This is a genomic window from Candidatus Krumholzibacteriia bacterium (assembly GCA_030748535.1).
GTDB lineage: Bacteria > Krumholzibacteriota > Krumholzibacteriia > JACNKJ01 > JACNKJ01 > JASMLU01.
Window position 1 is genome coordinate 238,692 of sequence record JASMLU010000002.1, and the last position, 21,061, is coordinate 259,752.

The following is a 21,061-nucleotide window of genomic DNA, read 5'->3' on the forward strand; positions in this document are numbered from 1 at the left end:
ATTTTCCTCTCACCACTCATTCCCTACCAAGTCATCTTCTTGTGCCTGAACTCATCGAGGAGCGCGAAGAAAGAGTTCACATCGAGGAGGGTCATGTAGAAAATCCTCAAAATGGGTGACAGGATGGCAAGCTTCCTGTCCTCGTTCTCCACAGAGATGGAAAATGCTGCCGCATTCAGGTCAATCAGGAAGAGAAGGCAGAATGTGATCAGAATCGTGTTGGCCACCATGCCGGTCGTCAGGATCAGCAGGACAAACATGAACATTCCGTACATGTTGACAAAGGGCCAGAGGATCGCTTCCACCAGAAAGAAGCCCATCCAGAGGGCCAGTTTCGAAGGCGCTCCCGGACTCTTCCTCCAGCGTCTCCACACCTTGCGGACCGCCTGCAGATTGCCGCGGAACCAGCGATACCGCTGGTTGAGGAGATCGAAGGTCCAGGTCGGAGCCGCCGTGTAACTGATGGCTTCTGAGTCGTAAATCACGCCGGAGCCGGTGAGCAGGACATTGAGCGTCAAGTCGGCATCCTCGGCAAAGGTGTCGTCTTCCCAGGGTCCGTCCACTCGAGCCGGATTCGAGGACTCATAACGGTCGCCGTATTTCTTGGAGGCCTTCCAGACATCATTCAGGGCGGATCGGCGGAACATGGAGACCGGCCCGGGAGAAATCAGGACCGACGCAAAGAAGCTCTGCGCCATGCGGGGCATTCCGTTCATCATCGTGTATTCGAGGGCCTGAAGGCGGGTAATCATGTTCCCGCGATTTCGCACTCTCACCTGACCGGCCACTCCCCCAAGCTCGGGGTCAGCGAAATTCCGGACCATGGCCTTCACGCTGTTCACATCAAGGATGGAGTCGGCGTCCACACACATGATCAGTTCCCCGGTGCACTTGTGAAAACCGAGGTTCAATGCGCTGGACTTCTTGGCATTGGCTTTCTTGAGAACGCGAACCGTCTTGCCCTCATGCTCGCCTGCGAAGGCGCAGGCCAGATCAAAGGTGTCATCCGTGGAACCGTCATCGATGACCACGATCTCGAGATCGTGGTAGTCCACCTGAAGAACAGATTCCAGGGCATGAAGCACACGAGTGGATTCGTTGTAGGCGGGGACCAGCACCGAAACCCGGGGCCAGTAATCCATGGAGGACAAGCGACGCGCCTGGGCACGGTTCCAGCCGAGATAGGCGGCCAGCATCATCAGGAAGTAGCGGATCCCCGACACGGTCGCAAAAAAGAGAACCGAGGTGGAGAAAACCACGGTCAGCATGTAAATGCCGCGGGTCATCCCGCTGGCCGTCGGATCGAGGCGGGTAAAGTAGTAGATCTGGGCAGAGCCCAGAATCACAACTCCGAGGAAGCCCAAAAGGACAAAGAGAGCCGGGGAAACCCGGCCTCTCTTTGGCAGGAGAGTTTCCAGTCCTGCCTTCGGGGGAGTCGTTACTTTCGTATCCGCCATTCTAGTCCTTCTGTTGCCCGGTCAATGCCGATTGCTCAATGATGAAGTCCCTTGAGCATGGCCTGGATTTCCTCATCCGGGCACTGACGCTGCCGAGCGGCCACCCTGAGGGCAGCTTCCGCATCCATGCGAAGTTTCCCGAGATCCTCTCCAATGCGATCTGCACCAACCAGATCCAGGATCTTCAGGTAGGAAGATAGCAGCGACGCCGTTTCCCTCAGTGCTTCTATTTCAGTCTCCCCCTCCAAGGACCGTGCCAGAAACCCAAGTCCTGCATTGTAAATAGAATGCGCAGGAAGAGGATCCCCGAAGTCAATCGCAAGAAGGGCGGCGGTGTGTCCCTGGCTCAGAGCATTGCGAACCCGGTGCAAGAGCATCTCGTCCACCTGGTCCATCGTAATCGAGGAATGGAGTTCCGCGCCCAGTTTCCGGGGGGAGGCGGCTGAATTGCCGTTTCCATTGCCACTGGAATTCCCCTTGCCATTCTGAATGGAGGGAGTTTCCACAGTCCCCGCCGCAGCCTTCTCTTCGGACGTGTAGTTGCGGGTCATCAGGCCCCGGTTCGGGACATATTCCACATACTGATCTTCCCGGGGGATCTCCGTATCCCTGGGGAGAGAGTCCGGGTCGCCCAGGGTCACCACGGCCTCCCGAGAGGAAGTCTCATTGCGGCTGACCAACTGAAGAACCTTCTGCACGCGGCTGCTTTGATCGTCTCCATTTTCCGGTACCTGCATTGTCTCAGGAGCCACCGGATCCGGATCCTTGCTCTTGCGACGGCGACCGAAGCCGGGGAAGATGAGAAGGGCTGCGCCCAGAGTCAGACCCAGGGGAACAGTGATGTTCTGGTCAACCGCCAGCGATTGCGGAGACAGGGTCACCAGAGCCGGTACCGGCTTGCCTGTTGCGATCGATCGAATCGCAGGAGGCGGCGGGTCGCAGGCAAGACGGAGCACCACGAAACCGTTTTTGGGTTCTTCCTTGCCGAGAAGCCGGCCATCGAACTCATATTCACGGCCTGTAACTTTGTCATTCCAGCTCAGTTGAATATCCATCCGCTCCAGATCCATATCCCGGAGAGCGGCTTCTTCCAGAAGGACCCGGGTCCAGATCTGGTTCGGCTGGTACATGACCAGAAGGGGACCCTGCCCGGGAGTCAGGCTCATCGGACTGGCTTCCCGGAATCCTACCTTGCCGGCCCAGGGAGCGCTCACAACCACAGCATGGCTGGGATCTTCCAGGAAAAGGGCGTAATCCCGAATCTTGCTACGAATCTTCCTCAAGCGCTTGTCGCGAATCCTGCGAGCTCTTACCAGATCCTCTGCCAGAGCGGCCTGGGCATCTGCAAAAGCCTGCTCCAGGGGTTCCCGATCTTCCTCAATCCGTATTGCAATGTCGATTCGCATCTGGATCTGCTGCTCAAAGGCCGTGTTGTCGGCGGAATCCAGTTCGGTGAGGGCGGTCATTTCCTCTTCGATCAGCCTCTGCCGCTCACGTAACTCCACAAGAGAGCTCTTGAGAAGCTCCATGGCTTCCTTGCGTTCGTCCAGTTCCATCCTGCTGAGAAGGCCCTGCTCGAACAACTCGTTCCCGGTGCGGAAGGACTTGTCAGAATGCTTCATTTTCACACGGACAGACTTGATCTCCTGGTCAATGCTCCGGAGTTCCTTGTTCTGCCGGTTGTCGCGGGAGTCCCTTGCGATACGGGCTGCATTCATCTGACGGGTAAGCTCTGCCCGGCCATCGGCGATGGACTGCTCCCGGCTGTCCAGTTCGCTGAGTGCGCGCCGAGCCGTTTCGTAGGTTCTGAGAACCGAGGGAGAAGCCTCCAGAGCCTGTGTGGCAAGAAGGGAAGCCTCTTCAGTGAGGATCTCCATTTCCAGCTTGGCTTTCTCGATCTCGGCATTGATGTCATCCACCCGGATGAACTTGACCACCGCTCCGCCCAGGGGAATATCACCATCCATCGTGGGATATTGGGGAAAGAGGCCAGTCCGGGGCATGACGCTGAAGAGTTGGTCTCCGCGAATCATACCCTCCGCATGGAAACTGCCCGTATCTCCTCGCTCAATAAAGGCAAAGGCGACCAGGAGGATAATGCCAAAGCCCACCAGCGCACGAATGCGCAGGGGAAGCCCCTGGGCAACTTCCAGATCACGGGCACGACTGTGACGGAACAGCACAACCCGAAGGGCATAGCTGACCGCAAAGACGACCAGACCCACCACGGCCCCCACCAGAAGTGGGCCCATGAACTCGGGTCGTCCAATAGCCTTGGGAAGGGAGATTGAGCTGAAAAGTCCAGAAGCACCGGAATAGGCCTGAGCTCTCGCCAATGCAACAGCGGGGAGCAAAGCAACAAATACCAGCAGAGACACGATATGTCCCATACTAAATCCTCCAAAATGATGACAAAGCAACGGATGCAGGAAACATTGGAGGTTCGTCCCGGCCCGACCCGGAACTTATGAACCCATCCTGTATCAATCTATGGGACCCTAATTCTAGCAGGAATCTCCAATCCATTGTAGTCAGCAAAAGACCAAATCTGGCGTAGGATTCCTACAGGCCAATTTGTAGGCATTGTCCTATAGATTCTGCGCTAAGCTCAAGCAATGTTGACATCAGCAAGGCCTGTTCCGAGATGCTGTGCCCAGATCTTCCTTATCGAACCTCATTGTCCGTAGGACTGCCTCCACAAAGGAAAATCCCTTGTCTTACAAGGGATTTCAGAAGGAAATGCCAGGGCAACAAGTTTGTATCTATCGCAATAGCAGAAGTTTGTGCGTGTCCACACCGGAAGAGGTGGACAGTATTGCCAAGTATACACCGCTCGGGAGGCCTCGACCCGCTGCGTCATGACCATTCCAGTCCCGATCGTGGGGACCGCTGGCCAGTTCCCCTTCCGCGAGAACCGAGAGCAAACGTCCCCGGGAATCGTGGATCCTGAGACTGACAAAATCCCGTGATTTCAACTCGAAGTGCAAGCGCACCCGGGGATTGAAGGGATTGGGCCAGGCCTCCAAAGCCACCGCCTGAAGGGGGAAGTCCCCGGATCCGGAGGAAGTCCCGTCGCCGATCACGTAAACCCCGGTACTGAGTGTCATGGTGCCGGAAAACTCTGCCTCCAGGAAGAAGGCCTTCCAGCCCTCTGTCGGGCGATCGACGAGAACCTCAAAGATGCCCCCTCCCTGGTCCGTCACCGGACTATCCATATAGGCAGGGCCGATCACATCGTAACGGAAGTCCCGGTTCTGGGGATTCACAGCCTCCCAGAGTCTCACCTGAACCCCCGGTTCGGAAGTCTCCAGACGAATTCTCCTTTCATCGCTGATACTCCAGCTGTAGTCCGGAAAGGGTTCGTCCGCCAGAAGAGTGACATAGAGTCCGAGAACTTCCGCCACCACATCCACGGAGAGCTGGCTCATGGAATGATCCGTATTGGGGACATAGCGCAGGTATTTCGGCCCGGGAAGATCCTCATAATAGAACTGCCAGGAGTCCGGAAGGAAAAACTGGTCTCCGGTGGAATTGAAGATGATCTTGTTCATGGTACATCGGTCCCGGTAGACGAAGGGATCCACCAGATGAAAGAGAGCATCGCCTTCCGGCGTATCCAGATAGTCCATCACCCCGGCTTCTACATAGTCATGAACGGCGGGGGCCCAGAAGCCATAGACATCAAAGTGATGCTCGAATGACTCCTGTACATTCAGGCAATCAATGACAATGGGAATAATCGCAGAAACGCGGCCCTGTCCCTGCGGTCCCGACTCCACGGCCGCCGTAAGCCAGGTCGTCCAGCCCCGCTTCGAACCGCCGGCTACACAGAAGTTCTCCAGAGGAGTCGCAGGAGACAGATTGGAAACATACTCCTGCACGGCATCCATCGCTCGCACTGCTGCGCGGGTCATGGGAAGTTGAGCTGGCCAGGTCACATCGCTGCTGTCTGACAGAAACTTCGCCCAGGAATAGGCAATCAGGGCATCCTCATATCGCTCAAAGTCCTCGTCGGCAAAGGTGATCGGCTGATAGGGCACCTGCATGATCCCGGCGACCACGGAGCCCGTGGAAGAGGCCATCAGTCCGGAGATCATGTCCGCATCCGGGTCAGCCGGGTCAGAACTGCTGCTCCCGCCCGCTACGATCAGAAGACCCGTATCCTGAAGAATGACATCCGGCACATAGACATTGATGTCATGCACCCAATGCGTCTCGTCCAGTTCCGAAGCAACTCGCCACTGGCCGGAGATCATCTTCATACGGGCAATCCGGTAGCCGTCTTCCTGGATCTCCTCCTCAATCCACCACTGGAAATCCGGATCGGGAGCATAGACGAAGTCATCGAGAGCCGTGGCTCCGGCCAAAGAGGAAAGAATCCACAAGAGGACAATCCCGCAGCGAAGCATTTCCCCCTCCTACTTGATCAGGAGCATACGGTGACTCTGCACTTCCCCATCCACCTGAAGACGCGCCAGATAAACGCCGCTCGTTTGCAGGCGCCCCGCATCATCGCAGCCGTTCCAAGGGACCTCATGCGCACCCTTTGCGAATTCGCCGCTGGCAAGACTCGCAACCTTGCGTCCCGAAATGTCGTAGACGGCCAATTCTCCCGGCCCTGCCGACTGCAGTTCAAAGCGAATCGTGGTCTTGGGGTTGAAGGGGTTCGGCCAGTTCCCGCGCAGGGCAAAGAGCCCGGGAACATCTTCGGCAGCGGTCGCTGAACTCTCGAAGACAAAGGCCAGTTCGTCAATGGACATGTGACTTCCATGATCGTAGAGGTCGGTGAAGGCAAAGTCATTGAAGTCGAAGCCGGAGGAGTTGTAAGTCAGGCCAAAGGAGGCATGGCCCCATCGATAGTCTCCCCCCTGAGCCGGTCCCGCGGGAGCTTCTGCAGGCAGGAAGGGGAAACTGACTTCCCCGACATCTCCGGGAATCCAGAACTCCCAATAGATCTCCTCCTCCGTGTTATCCATGATTCTCGCAATGTGCATGTCCACAGGAGGAGAGCCATTGGAAGCATTCTCCACGTCGTTCCAGGCCACCTGTCCGGGAATGCTCGAAAGATCCAGCGAGGAGAAGAAATCACCCATGTTCACCGTGTAGTCGCGCGGGTGATCTTCCCGGTCCACGAGAACCAGCACCTCATCGGTTCCTTCCACCGACACGGCAACCAGAGGGTGGTATCCCATGCCGGAGAACTCACCGCTGGCAGCTGTCGTAGTGAGCGAGGCAGTCCCCCCGCATCCTCCCGAACCGGCGGCACAGGTCATCATGTCCAGACCCAGGGGAACCAGGCGTCCGCTGCCATTGAGCCCATCCAGATCGCCCGCAGAGATGCAAAAGGCCTGGGAACCTTCCGGGAGATTGTCGAGATTGATATGGGCCGTGGTGTTCAGGTCCGGTCCCACACTGAGGTCTGCAGAAGAAGTGTTGCCCGTGACCGTCACATCCAGAATGTCGATCTCGCGCCAGTTGAGGTTGCTGATGATGTCCTGAATCTCGCCGCCGTCCAGAAGGATCCCGATGTCGATGCGGCCGGACATTGCTCCGAGGGTGTACTGGCCTTCGGGCAGATAGAGGTAATAGTGGTCTTTCACGATTTCGATGAAGATCTCGTACTGGCTGGGGATGTAGATATTCGAGGGGATCTCAAAAGTGTTTCCGATTACTTCAATGGTCTCCATGGGCCCCATGAGATTGTCGATGTCGAAATTCATCAGACCCTCGAGGCTCAGGGTAGTGAGCACAAAAGCGAGATCCAGATAGCCGTCCCCAAAGTTCCAGGTACCGTTGTCCACATCGATTCCCGAGACATTGTCACCCACCTGGAATGTTTCCTGGGCAATCGCAACAGGGGCAATTGGAATCACCAGTTCGGCAGCATCAAGGGACAAGAGGGAAACAAAGCGGTAGCCGGCCATGCCAGCCGTCACCGTGAGTGGCCCACTGAGGACCGGGTCCGTGAACACAATCTCGCCGGCCGCATCCGTCGTTCCATAATTGTTGGGTAAGGGAATTCCGGGGCCGGAACCAAACATGACAAAGGCACTGGGGACGGGATCGCCACTCAGGGCATCCACCACTGTCACCTGCAATTCACCCAGAATCGGACCTCCCCCCGTTCCCCCGGCCGGGTCGGTGCGGTCTGCGGAGTTGGCAGGCAGGGAAAGAAGGAAGAAAAGGGAAATCAGACAAAAGACTTGGCTCATTGAACGCATGGGATCCTCCTGATAAATAGGTACAGATTGTAACGCAAAACCGAGCAAGAAGGAAGGATTCGCGTTCCCCAAACTTGACTTTCCGACCCTGGAGTCTAGAATCTCCCTGTGGAGGTGCAGGGGTGCATTATTGCACACAGTGAGCCTTCCACGCTCTCGTTCACAGCCCGCAGAGCTTTCACAGCCTGATGGAATGCCTCGGGCTTTCGGAAAAGCAAACCTCTCTCTTCGGGCTTCTGGATCGCTTTTCCTCTGAAAACGGGGAGAAGAAACTGAAGAAGCACTTCCGCGAAGTCCACCGGATTGACTATCCCAACACTCTCCGCTTCTACTCGGGAATCTGGAAGAACTTCTCGCCTATCTTCGCTTCAAAATGCCTCCGCTCCAGGAAGGGAGTCAGGCGGGAGATCTTCCTCTCGGCATGGTCGAGAAAGCGCGGGAGTGTCTGGACCGCCTTGGACAGATTCAGATTGAAAAAGACGACGCGGCCTTCTACTGCCGCCATCCCCGCTAGCGGACAAGAAGTAGCTTCAGGCTTCTGCTTCTCTCCCGGCTCTTGATCCTCGCCAGATAAACCCCGCTGGCCAGACCCTGCGGCTTCCAGTCGATGATACCCTGTCCCCGGGAAGCCAATCCCCGGAAGAGATTGCAAACATGGCGACCTTCAGCATCGTAGATATCCAGGCTGAATGGCTCTTCCCCGGGCATGGAGTAGGAGATTCTCGTGAGCGGATTGAAGGGATTGGGCCAGGCCTGCAAAGTGATGCTGGCCGCAGGATCCGGGCTCGGCGTGATCAAACCGGATAGACGGAAGGTGCCCTGGCTTGCCGTGGCAACATAGAGAGACTGATCCAGAGAAGACCAGGAGGCGTCAATCGCCTGCCCCGGGAGGTCCATCGTGAAGTCATCCCAACTCTCTCCCAGGTTCCCTGACAGGAATACCTGCCCGGAGAAAGTGACCGCGACGAGAAAATCGGAAGGGGAAAGCCAGGAACTTCCTCGCGGAATCGAAATCAGTTCCCTGCAAGCATGATCAAGAACCGGCTCCCAATTGCCAGACGAAAAACTCCGGTACACTCCCGTGTCCAGACTCGCAAACAGGCAATGTTCCGGGAAGGCATCACCCCCGGGGAAGGCGCAATGAACATCGTAGACGCCATAGCCCGGGGGAAGGTCGCCGGAAATGGACTCCCAGGTCTCCCCTTCGTCCCAGGAACGGACCACGCCTGCATCGCCGGACAGGTAGAGGAGCCCGTTGTCTTCGTCGAGTGAGGTCATCGTATAATGACCGTGCCCAAGGAGAAGCTCCCATGTCTCCCCTCCGTCACCGGAGCGAAGAAACTCGCCGGGGGAGATATCGGACCAGGTGCAGGCATAGTATTTCGAGGATCCATAGAGGAGACCCGTTACCCAGCCGCCATCGCTATCGTAGGTAATCCATGAAGTGGCGCCCAAATCCTCGCTGATTTCCAGATAGCCCTTGAACCAGGCGTTCATCCGGCCTGTGATCACCCGTTCCGGGAATTCTGGATGCAGCCCGATGGCATAGACGCTACGGCCGATCCAGCCCTCTTCATCCCATTCTGTCCAGGTGCCCGTTTCCTGATCCAGATAGTGGAACCCCTCATAGGTTCCGACAAAAACCCGGGGCTGCGTCGGGTCGACCTCAATGCAGGTGGCATGAATCCCCTGCATGGACAAGTACTCCCAGGAGTAGAGATCAAGAGCAGGGGCGGACATGGGAGCCAGAAGAAGAGTGACAAGACAGGGAAGAACAAGCCGTCCTAGTATCGCCACTTCAGCATGCTCCAGCTACAGTCCTCGCTGGCCGTCGGAATCGTCATGAAGGCAAGGCCCACGAGACCCTCGTATCCCACGGGTCCGACCTCGCTGAGAAGCCCGGTTGCAGGATCGATTGTGACAAGAATCTGGGGGGAGGCTTGATCAAGCGGACGGGAGATCCCAAAGAGGAGACCCTCCTGGGAATAGTCCAGTCCTACCAGAGGCACTCCCAGCGTAGACAGATAGAGAGTCTGGGCCGTATTCGGATCGATCATGATAAAAGCACAGTTCGCTGCCGTTGGACCGGTAACACTGCCAAGCAAGAGCCCTTCAGGGGTGAAGCTCAGACCATCGACATCCGCCCATCCTTCGCTATAGGGACCAATCGTGGTTCCACTTCCCGTGTTGGGATCGATGCTGATCAGGAGTTCCGAAGTTCCCTCGCAGGACAGGTCGGCGCTTGCAAAGAGACCACCGGGCCCCCAGGCCAGAGCTTCCACGGGACAGTAACTGCCCGTGTCTCCCTCGATCCAGGAATTGCCGGTATCGGGATCGAAGCGGGCAAGGTCATCGCCCTCGACAATAGCATAGAGATGGCCTTCGGGATCAGAGGCAAGAGCCTCGCAGTTGCTGTAGGGCATCTGCGCAAAGTGCTCCCCCGTTCCTGTCACCGGGTCCAGAAGAAGCAGTTCTCCAGAATCGGTCAAACCGAGAAGGAGTTCAACGGACAGGGCTTGAAGGACAAGGATGCAGAGAAGAAGAATTGAAAGACGGTACTTCATGGGTACCCCTTTCGGGTCAGGATGCAGATTCGCCAGGTGCGTTTTGATCCTTGATAAGTATGACAGCTTCCTCCGAGGGAAACAAAGCAAAACTGTGGGGAACTGTGAGGAAGCATGAAGCCGCTTGAACCCTTGCCAGGATTTGACTAGGCTCGCATCAAAGGAGGCTTCTTGACAGTTCTCTTGTTTCTCATTCTCCTTCTTGTCCTGCCCGCACATGCTAGGGAAGATCCCGGTCCTCCACCAGACATCAAGGACTTGCGGGAGTTCTTCGCTTCCGAAAGACTGGACGAGGCAGAGGCTCTTCTTCAGGACTGGCTCCAGCGTGATCAGGCTCGCCCGGACAGCCCTGATCGTGCGGAATGCCTGGTCAATCTGGCTCTGGTGTACAAGCGAGCAGGAGACTTCAAGAAAGCGCGCCCCAGCTACGAGCAAGCCCTTGGTCTGCGGAAGATATTCGCTTCCGGGGACTCCCTTCTCCTGGCCCGGGAACTGAACCGCTATGGGAACTTCCTCTATGAAGCAGGAGAAGAAGAGGCCGCCATCGCCCCCACTCTCCAGGGGCTGGGAATTCGCAAACGCCATTTGGGAAACACGCACCCAAAAGTTGCCTACACGCTCAACGGGCTTGCCAACATTGAGATGGCCATCGGTCACTACCCGAAGTCCGTCTCCATTTTCGAAGAGGCTCTTTCCATTCTGGAGGAACAGGAAAATCCTCCCCTGAATCACATCGCCACGATCCTCGACAATCAGGCCAATGCCTGCGTCAAGGCCGGGCGAATGAAGAAGGCCCGTCGGGCTTATGAAAAAAGCCTCTCCCTGAAGCGCAGTTTCTCGGACAAGCCCAATCGTTCCCTGGCTCGCGGGCTGAAGAACCTGGGACGCTTCCTGATCAAGATCCGGGATCTCCGGGCGGCCCGGGAACACATTCTGGAAGCAGAAGCGATCTATGCGGAGATCATGCCCGAGCATCCCCAGAGAGCCTGGGCCCAGACCGCACTCGGGGATCTGGCCTGGAGTGAGGAACAGTTCCAGCAGGCTCTGGAGTACTATGAAGCAGGACTGAACACCTACCTAAAGTCCCGGGATCCCCTGCACCGTTCCGTTCTCAGCACAAGGAACAACTGCGCCGCCTGTCTCTGGCAACTGGGGAGGCTTGAAGAAGCCAGGGATGAACTGGAGGAACTTCTCCAGCAGCATCAGGAGACCTTCGGACAGGAGCATCCGGCCACCGCGCATTGTCGCCTGAACCTTGCGGAAGTTCTGCTGGAGCAGGGAGAACTTGAACACGCCGGGAGTCTTGCCGAAGAGGGCCTCGCTTCCAGCGTCCGGAGGCTGGGAAACATCCATCCTCGCACGAATACCATGCGCGAACTGCTGTCCCGCATTCACCTGACTTCCGGCAAGAGGGAAGAGGCATTCCAGACCGCCTTGACTGCCGAGGAAATGAGCCTGCAACACCGGGTTCTCATGGTGCAAGCTCTCCCCGAGCATCAGGCCCGAAGTTATGCGGGCCGTCGACCGGGAAGCCGGAACCTGCTGCTTTCCATTCTGGAAACGAAACCGGATCCCGCCTCCCTGGAAGAAGCCTGGAATGCCCTTCTCCGTTCCCGGGCCCGGGTCCTTGACGAGATGCTGATCCGTCAGTCTCCTCCACCGGATCCCTCCCTTCTTCCCCTTCAGGAGGAACTGGATCGAAGGCGCAGCGATCTGGCCCGCTTCGCACTGGAGGATCTTGAAATCCCTGAGGAGCTTCGCCAGCAGAGACTGGAGGAGGCAAGGCAGGAAAAACAGAAAGCGGAACTGGCCCTGGCCGACAAGAGCGAAGCCTATCGGGAACAGGTCGATCTCAGAACTGCGAACCTTGCGGCCCTTCGAAAAGCACTGCCTGAGGGATCCGCTCTCCTGGCCTTCTTCCGCTACTCCCGCTATCCCGATGAGCTCTCCTGCGACCTGGCGCTTGTCATGCGCAAGGACCGGGAAGCACTCGGTGTCATTCCTCTCGGGCCCTCTGCTCCCCGGGATTCGCTGATTGAGGTCTGGCAGGGCGGGATTCGTGCAGCCAGAAAGCTCTTTCCTCCACCCCGAATTCGCGAGTCCCGTTATCGTGAAAGCGCAGAAGCCCTCAGAGTGAATGTCTGGGATCCTCTGGCTCCTGAGCTGGTAGGCCTGACTACCCTCTTTGTTGTTCCCGATGGCCCGCTGTCGCTTCTCAGTTTCGCTTCCCTGCCGATTGGCTCCTCAGGCTATCTGGCCGATGAGGAAATGGCCCTTCACCGGCTGTCCTGTGAAAGGGATCTCCTGCGAGTGGCCGCATTGCCCGGCACGGGGATGCTGGCTCTCGGGAATCCGGAATACGGGGAACCGTCAGGCGGACTTCTGGGCTCCTTTACTGCACTCCCGGGGACGGCCCGGGAACTTTCCTCCCTGCCGCTTGCATCCGAAGATATTGTCCTGAGCAAACAGGAAGCGGGGGAAGCAGCGCTGAAGGCACTTGCTCCGGGTCGAAGGATGCTCCACCTGGCCAGCCACGCCTACTTCCTCTCGGAAGAAGAGGTAGAGGGAAGAACCTTTGATGAGAGTCCCCTACTGCGTTGCGGTATCGCTCTGGCCGGGGCGAACCGGGCTGCCGTGGGAGAGGAAGACGGACTCCTGAGTGCCGAGGAAATCGCGGGGCTGGATCTTCAGGGACTTCGCTGGACCGTCTTGTCCGCCTGTGAGACCGGGCTCGGGAGGCTCGACAGGGAAGAGGGCATGCTGAGTCTCAGCCGTGCCTTTCAACTTGCGGGAAGCGAAACCGTGATCTTCAGCCTCTGGCCGGTTCCCGACCGGGACACCTCCCTCTGGATGGCAGAGCTCTATCGCATGGAATCTGAAGGGATGAACACGGCAGACTGCGTTCACCGGACAAGAAAGGCGATCCTGGAGGATCGAAGGAAACGGGGACTCGACACCCATCCCTTCCATTGGGCCGGATTTGTCGCTATGGGAAGTGCGCGCTAGCTCAGTCCCCGGCTTTGATGTCCAGAGAGAAGCCTTTCTCCCGAAAGAGACGAAGGCAGGCATCCACCACTTCCGGATCATAGAGAATCCCACGATTCTTCTCGATCTCCTCCAGCGCCGGCTCAAGGCCAAGAGCGGGGCGGTAGGGACGATCGGAGGAAATCGCCTCCACCACATCGGCCACACTGAGGACCCTCGATTCGGGGAGAGTTTCCTCGGCGAGCAGGCCCTCGGGATAGCCGCTGCCGTCAATTCTCTCGTGATGCTCTTTTACGATTCGGGCCAGGGGCCAGGGAAACTCGATTCCCCGCAGGATTTCATAGCCTGCCATCACGTGGTTTTGAATGATGGCAAACTGTTCCTTGTTCAGGCGGGCGGGCGATGTGAGGTACTCCAGAGGCACCTTGATCTTGCCGATGTCATGAAGGATCGCCGCATTGCTAACTGCGTCGATCTGCGATTCCCCCATCCCCAGTTCACGGGCAATGGCCCCCGAAAGTCGCGCCACCCTTTCCTGATGACCGGAAGTGTATTGGTCCCGCGACTCAAGGGCGGCACTGAGGCTTTGGATCGTGTCTTCCAGACTTCGTTTCAGTGCGCTGGACAGCTCCCTTTGCCGGCGCTCACTGTTTCGCAATACCCCGAAGTTCACTGCTGCATAGAGAATGATACTGAGGACCGTGGCCAGAAGGATCGTGACTTCACTCATCAGGGCCGGTGCACCGGACAGAGGTTCGTAGTAGAAGTCAATCGCCACGATCGCCAGCACTGTGGCAAAGATCAGGAAGAAACCGAGGCTGCTCGATCTCTCCAGACGATGTTGGGCGCAGCGGAATCGGGACCATTCCACAGGAATCAGGGGGCCAATGCCGAGAAAGTAGATTGCGCCCCTCAAGGCAGAGAGCTTGAAAGGAAGCCCCCAGTAGATTCCTCCATGAGAATCGACCGAAGGGTGAACCGGTGTCCAGATGGTCCAGAAGGACACCGCCGTGCCGAGAACTGCGAGCAGGGCGAAGCCTGTCCAGGGCGAGAAACGGGGAAGGCGGGAACGGAAGAATGCATAGGCAAAGCTGGCATTGCCGAAGGTCAGCAGGAAGGAACTGAGAACCAGCATCCCTTCAATCCCCGCGGGCGTACCGGAGTAAAACGTTCCGGCCAGAACCCCCGTAAGGGAAACCAGGGCAAAGAAAAGGAAGCCGATGGAATAGGGAAGCGCATTCGGGATCTGCGAAGCACTCTCTGTTGCAGCAAAAAGGAGAGGACAAAGAGAGCCAGACAGACCGGGATGTAGGTCAGGCCTGTCAGGGTCAAAGGAATGCCGGCAAAAAGTAGCAGCATGGGTTCCTCTTTCTGGCATGCCATTGTAGTGGATCAGGGAGGAAATGGGAAGAGGCAGCCCTCACTGCAAAGTGCAGCAAGGGCTCTTCAAGGTGACCCGCGATGGACTCGAACCATCGACCACCTGATTAAAAGTCAGATGCTCTACCAACTGAGCTAGCGGGTCAGCGCGTCCAAGGTAAGACGCGAGAATGGATTGTCAAGCACCCGACCGGGGTACAGGAATGATCTGCTTCCGGTCCGGCCCCACGCTCACATAGAGCAGAGGCGCATCGAGGCCCTTCGACAGAAAATCCAGATACGTGCGAGCTGCATCGGGAATCTCCTCCCAGTTTCGCATCTCGGTGAGCACCTCGTCCCAGCCTTCAAATTCCTCCAGAACGGGCTCACACATCTCAAGAGTCGCCGGATCGCGAGGGTAGTGTTCGATCACTTCATCCCCCACCCGGTAAGCCGTGCAAACATAGATCTTGTCCATGGCACTCAGGATATCGAACTTGGTGACGACCAACTGGGTCACGCCATTGAGTTCTGCCGAGTAGCGAGCGGCCACCATGTCGAACCATCCACAGCGTCGCGGGCGGCCCGTGGTTGCTCCAAACTCGCTTCCTACCGAGCGAAGCTCCTCGCCGGTCTCGTCAAGCAGCTCGCTGGGGAAAGGGCCGTTGCCGACGCGTGTGCAATAGGCCTTGAAAATCCCGATCACATTTTCCAGATGCCGGGGCGCGATGCCGCTACCGATGATCGCTCCCCCTACTGTGGGGTTGCTGCTTGTCACGAAGGGATAGGTTCCATGATCCAGATCCAGCAAGGCACCCTGAGCACCTTCAAGCAGAACCTTCTTGCCCGCAGCCAGGGCATCCTGCAAAAGACGGTGTGAGTCCACGATCATGTCCGCCATCTGGGGTTTGATGGCCAGAAGCTTCTCTGCCGTTTCCTTGGGATTCAACCCTTCGGCACCATAGAGTGCATCTACACGCCGGTTGATCTCGATGCACTTCTCGATAATGCTTCTTTCAAATCGTTCATCATCGAGAAGAAACATCTCGCCGCGAAGTCCCGTGCGAGCGGCCTTTTCCGTATAGGCCGGACCGATACCGCGACCCGTGGTGCCAATGCTCTTTCCCTTGAGGGATTCCTCATGAAGACGGTCGAGCAGTTTGTGATAGGGAAGAAGCATGTGGGCGGAAGAACTGACAAATACCCGGCCCTCGCTCGACACTCCCCGCTGCCGAAGGGCTTCCAGTTCGCCCATCAACTCCAGGGGATCGATGACCAGCCCGCCGCCGAGAAGACAGTCCTTGCCTTCCATCAGGACGCCGGAAGGAACCAGGTGAAAGATGTACTCCTGTCCCTCGGTGCGGATCGTGTGCCCCGCATTCGCCCCACCCTGATAGCGGACGATGACATCGTGAGTCTCGGCAAGATAGTCCACGATCTTGCCCTTGCCCTCGTCGCCCCACTGTCCACCGAGCACTACCGTTGCGCTTCCGCGATTCTCTGTCATTGGATTGCCCCCTGAGAAAGCCGCCCCAAGATAGAGGGCGAAGAAAACGCCGTCAAGGGCTGGAAAGCGATCTCCAGCCGGAGAGAATCGAATCCACCTGCAAGCGCAGTTCCGGCTTGCCTTCCCCCGTCTCCGAGGAAAAGAACATGCTCTGCTCTGCGCTCTCCATTCCAAGGGCCTTGCGCACGGAGGACAGGGTCTTCGCACGCTGCCCGCGCTTGATCTTGTCCACCTTCGTCAGCACGAGAAGCACGGGGATTTCGGCCTCTCTCAGCCACTCCACCATCTGTATGTCCAGCTTCGTGGGCGGGTGCCGTGAATCAATCAACTGAACCACCCCTGCCAACTGCTCCCGATTCTGAAGGTAGTTGCTGACAAAGCCGGACCACTCCTCTTTCAGGCTCTTGCTCACGGCCGCATACCCGTAGCCCGGCAGATCCACCAGATGACGGTTGCCGCCAAGGAGAAAGAAGTTCAGAAGACGGGTCTTCCCGGGTTTGCCGCTGACCTTCGCCAAAGCCCGGCGGGAAGCGATCGTGTTGATCAGGCTGCTCTTGCCAACATTGGATCGTCCGGAAAAAGCAACCTCGGGCCAGGGCTGCTTCGGGCAGCCTCTGAGCTCGGATGCACTGGTCACAAAGTCGATATTCTTCCAGCCACTCATGAGACCGAAGGAGAAGGACGGTTCCGTCCCGTCCCCCGCTTCGCTGTCTTCTTCCGGGAAGCCTTCGCCTTTCCGGGCATCTTGAGCAGGGCGTGTTCAAGAACTTCCTCGATCGTGGAAACGAAGACCAGGTTCAGCGACTTCTTCACCGTGTCGGGAAGATCGGGGAGATCCTTCTCGTTTTGCTTGGGCAGAATCACGGTCTGGATTCCCAGTCTCTGTGCCGCGACCGTCTTTTCGGGAAGCCCTCCCACGGCCAGCACCTTGCCACGCAGGGTGATCTCTCCTGTCATGGCCACGGTGTGGTGAACGGGAATCTCCGTCAGCGCACTGACAAGAGCCGTCGTCAGGGCCACGCCCGCACTCGGGCCATCCTTCGGGACAGCGCCTTCGGGCACATGAATGTGAAGGTCATGCGAACTGAAGCAGTCCTGGGACAGTCCCCACTCGCTGGCACGGGAACGCACGATGGTCTGCGCCGCCTTGGCACTTTCCTTCATGACATCGCCGAGCTGTCCGGTGAGGATCAGTTCGCCCTTTCCGGGAATCAGTTGCACTTCAATGTTCAGGGTCTCGCCACCCACATGGGTCCAGGCCAGGCCGGTTGCCTGTCCGATCTCATGGCCCTCTTCCATTTCCTTGCTCAGGAAGCGGGGCGGCCCGAGAAGCTCTTCCAGCTTTTTGGATGTAACCGAGACCGCTTTTGCGCTTTTCTCCACCACCTGACGGGCCGTCTTGCGGCAGAGCGCCGCCAGTTCCCTTTCCAGATTACGAACGCCAGACTCCCGGGTGTATTCGCTGATCACGCGATCCAGAACCGCATCGGACAGCTTCAGTTGACCTTCCTTCAGCCCGTGAGCTTCCAACTGTTTGGGAATCAGGAAGCCCTTGGCGATGGCCTTCTTCTCGTCCTGCAGGTAGCCCGGGATCCGGATGATCTCCAGGCGATCCTGAAGGGCCGGAGGAATGGCATGCAGGTTATTTGCCGTCGTGATGAAGAAGACCTCGGAAAGATCGAAGGGCACTTCCAGATAGTGATCGCTGAAGGTGTTGTTCTGCTCGGGGTCGAGAACTTCCAGCAATGCGCTGGTCGGATCGCCGCGGAAGTCCATACCCAGCTTGTCCACCTCATCGAGTAGAATGACGGGATTGCGGGTTCCGGTCCGCTTGAGAGCCTGCACAATGCGCCCGGGCATGGAACCGATATAGGTTCTGCGATGCCCGCGAATCTCAGCCTCATCTCTTACGCCACCGAGGCTGATCCGATGGAAGCTTCGACCCATGGAATCAGCAATCGAGCGACCCAGGCTGGTTTTCCCCACTCCCGGAGGGCCCACGAAACAGAGGATCGGCCCTTTCATGCGTGAAACTTTCTTGCCCTTGCGGGTCAGCTTCATCACGGCGAGGAACTCGAGAATCCGGTCCTTCACCTTTTCAAGCCCGTGGTGATCCTCGTCGAGTTTCCCCTTGACCTTGACAAGCTCCAGACGATCCCGGCTGCGCTTGCCCCAGGGAAGAGAAATCATGGTCTCCAGATAGGTACGGATGACCGAAGCCTCCGGGCTCATGGGAGGCATCTTGGAGAGACGATCCAGCTCGCGGAGAGAAGCCTCTTCAGCCTCGCGGGTCATCTTGCTCTCTTCGATGGCTCCGGCGATTTCCTCCAGCTCACCGCCGTCCTCATCATCGTGTCCCAGCTCCCGGCGGATGGCCTTGAGCTGTTCGTTCAGATAGAACTCGCGCTGGTTACGCTGAACCTGGCTCTTTACCTCGGTTTCGATTTCCTGCTCCAGCTTGAGGATCTCCATCTCTTCGGTGATCATCTGCAGGAGAAGCTTGATGCGCCCGACGGGTGAGTTCTCTTCCAGAACACCCTGCTTGATGTCCAGCTTGTCAGGAATGTGAGTGGCAATGGTATCGGCCAGCAATGAGGGGCTTTCCAGGTTCTCAATGGAAATCAGCACTCCGTCGGGAACACGCTTGTTGAGGCTGACATAGTCGCGGAAACTGTCCTCCAGACTCCGCATAAGAGCCTCGACCTTCAGGGCCTTCTCCTGATCTTCCCGGTCTTCCATGGGGCGAATCTGCGCCATGAAGTGATCCTCATGGTCGACAAACTTGCTGATCTCCGCGCGCAGGAGACCCTCCACGAGGATCTTCATGGTTCCGTCCGGCAGTCGCAGAAGTTGTGTGATCTGCACGACGGTTCCTATGGTATGGATTTCCTCATGACCCGGCTCGTCGATGTCCTTGTCCTTTTGCATGGCAACGAGCAAGAGACGGTCCTGCAACATGGCGGCTTCCACAGCCGACACACTGGCCGCCCGTCCCACGAGCAGAGGGTGAATCATGGAGGGAAACACCACGACATCCCGAAGGGGCAAAAGTGGCAGTTCCTCCCCGATCTCAAGGACCCGGTCCTGGTAGTCAATCTTGTGCATGGTCTCCTTGGGGATCAGGCCTGACGGGCCTCATCTTCATCCCGGTGGAATATTCGGGGCTTTGCCCCCGCGTTAATCACTTCTTCGCTGATTACGATACGCTCAATGTCCGTCTTGCCCGGTGTGTCATACATGAGCTCGGTCATGGTCTCTTCCATGATGGATCGAAGACCCCGGGCACCGGTGTTTCTATCCAGAGCGCGAGACGCCACGGCGCGGATTGCACCGGGGTCGAACTCCAGTTGAATGTTCTCCATCTCAAAGAGTTTCCGATACTGGCGAACCAGGGCATTCTTCGGGCGAACCAGAATCTCGGTGAGAGCCGCCTCATCCAGCCCGTGAAGCGGCGCAACCACGGGAAGACGGCCCACGAGTTCCGGGATCAGACCGAAACGCAACATGTCCTGAGGCTCCACCTGAAGGAGCAGGTTGTCCAGATTTCGTTCCTTCTGGCTCTTGATCTCCGCACCGAAACCCATGGTCTTGTTGCCGACCCTCTGGGAAATAATCTCGTGAATCCCGTCAAAGGCTCCCCCCACCATGAAGAGGATATTCTTCGTGTTCACTTCAATGTACTTCTGCTGCGGATGCTTGCGTCCGCCCTGGGGAGGAACATTGGCAACCGTCCCTTCCAGAATCTTGAGCAGAGCCTGCTGAACGCCTTCGCCCGAGACATCTCTCGTGATCGAGGGGTTGTCGCTCTTTCGAGAGATCTTGTCGATCTCGTCAATATAGACAATGCCCCGTTCCGCATCGGCCACATTGTAGTCGGCCGACTGAAGAAGTCGCACCAGGATGTTCTCGACATCCTCGCCCACATAGCCGGCCTCGGTCAGGGTCGTAGCATCCACGATCGCGAAGGGCACCTTCAGGAGAGTTGCCAGAGTGCGCGCCAGAAGCGTTTTCCCTGTTCCCGTGGGGCCGAGAAGAAGAATGTTGCTCTTCTCCAACTCCACCTCATCGGCTTCCTGAAGATGGGAAATCCGCTTGAAGTGATTGTAGACGGCCACAGACAGCGACACCTTGGCCTTCTCCTGGCCGATGACGTACTGATCGAGTTGCTCCTTCAATTCCCGGGGCTTGGGAAAATCCTCCTCAAATGCGGGAGAGACTTCCATCTCCTCATCGAGAATGTCATCACAGAGTTTGATGCATTCGTTGCAGATATAGACATTCGGACCACTGACCAGCTTGGCCACCTCGTCCTGTCCCCTGCCACAAAAAGAGCACTTGATCATCCGTCGTACCTATCCCTCATCCTTGATGGTGTCAGCCTTTTCGATCACACGATCCACAAGCCCGTACTCAAGAGCCTCAGTCGCCGACATCCAGAAGTCCCGATCGCTGTCAGCGGCAATGGTCTCGGCACTCTTGCCGGTCAGGTCTGCCATGATCTCATAGAGGCGGTCGCGGGTCTTCAGGATCTCTCTCGTGTAGATCTCGAGATTCGTGGCCTGCCCCTGGGTCCCTCCCATGGGCTGATGGATCATTACCCGGCTATTGGGAAGCGCATAGCGTTTGCCATTCTGACCGGCGGCCAGCAGAAAGGCTCCCATGCTCGCCGCCATGCCCATGCAGATCGTGGACACATCGGGCTTGATGTACTGCATCGTGTCAAACATGGCCATGCCGGAAGTAATGCTTCCGCCCGGTGAGTTCAGGTAGATGAAAATATCCCGATCCGGATCATCCGCTTCCAGAAAAAGCAACTGGGCGATCACCAGATTTGAGACATTGTCGTCAATGGGCGATCCGATGAAGATAATGCGATCCTTCAGCAGGCGACTGTAAATGTCATAGGCACGTTCCCCGCGCCCGCTCTGCTCGATCACCATGGGTACCGGCATGTAAGCCATGCTCTCT

14 protein-coding genes and 1 tRNA gene are annotated in these 21,061 nt (G+C 57.4%); 2 read left to right on the top strand and 13 right to left on the bottom strand.

Annotation, left to right across the window (positions count from 1 at the left end; genetic code table 11):
* Positions 1 to 23: 23 nt before the first annotated feature.
* From QGH30_05005 to QGH30_05020, 4 genes are all read right to left on the bottom strand, one after another.
* Positions 24 to 1,457: a glycosyltransferase family 2 protein gene (locus tag QGH30_05005; protein ID MDP7021694.1), complete on the bottom strand. Its 1,434-nt coding sequence runs from the start codon at positions 1,455 to 1,457 to the stop codon at positions 24 to 26.
* 35 nt (positions 1,458 to 1,492) lie between these two features.
* The gene (locus QGH30_05010; protein MDP7021695.1) at positions 1,493 to 3,709 is read right to left on the bottom strand and encodes a hypothetical protein; all 2,217 of its coding nucleotides are present in this window, start codon (positions 3,707 to 3,709) and stop codon (positions 1,493 to 1,495) included.
* A 510-nt stretch (positions 3,710 to 4,219) separates the two neighbouring features.
* On the bottom strand, positions 4,220 to 5,866 hold the full coding sequence (locus QGH30_05015; protein ID MDP7021696.1) for a PhoPQ-activated protein PqaA family protein: 1,647 nt from the start codon (positions 5,864 to 5,866) through the stop codon (positions 4,220 to 4,222).
* Positions 5,867 to 5,875: 9 nt separating this feature from the next.
* Positions 5,876 to 7,669 (bottom strand): T9SS type A sorting domain-containing protein, encoded by a 1,794-nt coding sequence (locus tag QGH30_05020; protein ID MDP7021697.1) that lies wholly within the window; start codon positions 7,667 to 7,669, stop codon positions 5,876 to 5,878.
* Positions 7,670 to 8,051: 382 nt separating this feature from the next.
* Here QGH30_05020 and QGH30_05025 point away from each other — a divergent pair, with 382 nt between their 5' ends.
* A complete protein-coding gene (locus tag QGH30_05025; GenBank protein MDP7021698.1) occupies positions 8,052 to 8,192 on the top strand; it encodes a hypothetical protein in 141 nt (46 codons plus the stop codon).
* On the opposite strand, the gene QGH30_05030 is transcribed toward QGH30_05025, so the two are convergent.
* The gene (locus tag QGH30_05030) at positions 8,189 to 9,475 is read right to left on the bottom strand and encodes a T9SS type A sorting domain-containing protein (protein MDP7021699.1); all 1,287 of its coding nucleotides are present in this window, start codon (positions 9,473 to 9,475) and stop codon (positions 8,189 to 8,191) included. The genes QGH30_05025 and QGH30_05030 overlap by 4 nt on opposite strands.
* The gene (locus tag QGH30_05035) at positions 9,463 to 10,242 is read right to left on the bottom strand and encodes a hypothetical protein (protein MDP7021700.1); all 780 of its coding nucleotides are present in this window, start codon (positions 10,240 to 10,242) and stop codon (positions 9,463 to 9,465) included. Before QGH30_05035 ends, QGH30_05030 begins: the two co-directional genes overlap by 13 nt.
* 171 nt (positions 10,243 to 10,413) lie before the next feature.
* Here QGH30_05035 and QGH30_05040 point away from each other — a divergent pair, with 171 nt between their 5' ends.
* Positions 10,414 to 13,248, top strand: a complete 2,835-nt coding sequence (locus QGH30_05040) for a CHAT domain-containing tetratricopeptide repeat protein (GenBank protein ID MDP7021701.1) — start codon at positions 10,414 to 10,416, stop codon at positions 13,246 to 13,248.
* Between the two features lies 1 nt (position 13,249).
* On the opposite strand, the gene QGH30_05045 is transcribed toward QGH30_05040, so the two are convergent.
* The 7 genes from QGH30_05045 to clpP form a co-directional block, all read right to left on the bottom strand.
* Positions 13,250 to 14,605 carry an HD domain-containing protein gene (locus tag QGH30_05045; protein ID MDP7021702.1) on the bottom strand — a complete coding sequence of 452 codons (1,356 nt, stop codon included), beginning with the start codon at positions 14,603 to 14,605 and terminating at the stop codon, positions 13,250 to 13,252.
* A gap of 74 nt (positions 14,606 to 14,679) precedes the next feature.
* Positions 14,680 to 14,752, bottom strand: a tRNA-Lys gene (locus QGH30_05050).
* Between the two features lie 33 nt (positions 14,753 to 14,785).
* Positions 14,786 to 16,093 (bottom strand): adenylosuccinate synthase, encoded by a 1,308-nt coding sequence (locus QGH30_05055; protein MDP7021703.1) that lies wholly within the window; start codon positions 16,091 to 16,093, stop codon positions 14,786 to 14,788.
* Positions 16,094 to 16,145: 52 nt separating this feature from the next.
* Positions 16,146 to 16,757 carry a ribosome biogenesis GTP-binding protein YihA/YsxC gene (yihA, locus tag QGH30_05060; protein ID MDP7021704.1) on the bottom strand — a complete coding sequence of 204 codons (612 nt, stop codon included), beginning with the start codon at positions 16,755 to 16,757 and terminating at the stop codon, positions 16,146 to 16,148.
* Positions 16,754 to 19,198: an endopeptidase La gene (gene lon / locus QGH30_05065; protein ID MDP7021705.1), complete on the bottom strand. Its 2,445-nt coding sequence runs from the start codon at positions 19,196 to 19,198 to the stop codon at positions 16,754 to 16,756. Before lon ends, yihA begins: the two co-directional genes overlap by 4 nt.
* A 14-nt stretch (positions 19,199 to 19,212) precedes the next feature.
* On the bottom strand, positions 19,213 to 20,436 hold the full coding sequence (clpX, locus tag QGH30_05070; protein MDP7021706.1) for an ATP-dependent Clp protease ATP-binding subunit ClpX: 1,224 nt from the start codon (positions 20,434 to 20,436) through the stop codon (positions 19,213 to 19,215).
* 9 nt (positions 20,437 to 20,445) lie between these two features.
* Positions 20,446 to 21,054: an ATP-dependent Clp endopeptidase proteolytic subunit ClpP gene (gene clpP, locus QGH30_05075; GenBank protein ID MDP7021707.1), complete on the bottom strand. Its 609-nt coding sequence runs from the start codon at positions 21,052 to 21,054 to the stop codon at positions 20,446 to 20,448.
* Positions 21,055 to 21,061: the final 7 nt, after the last annotated feature.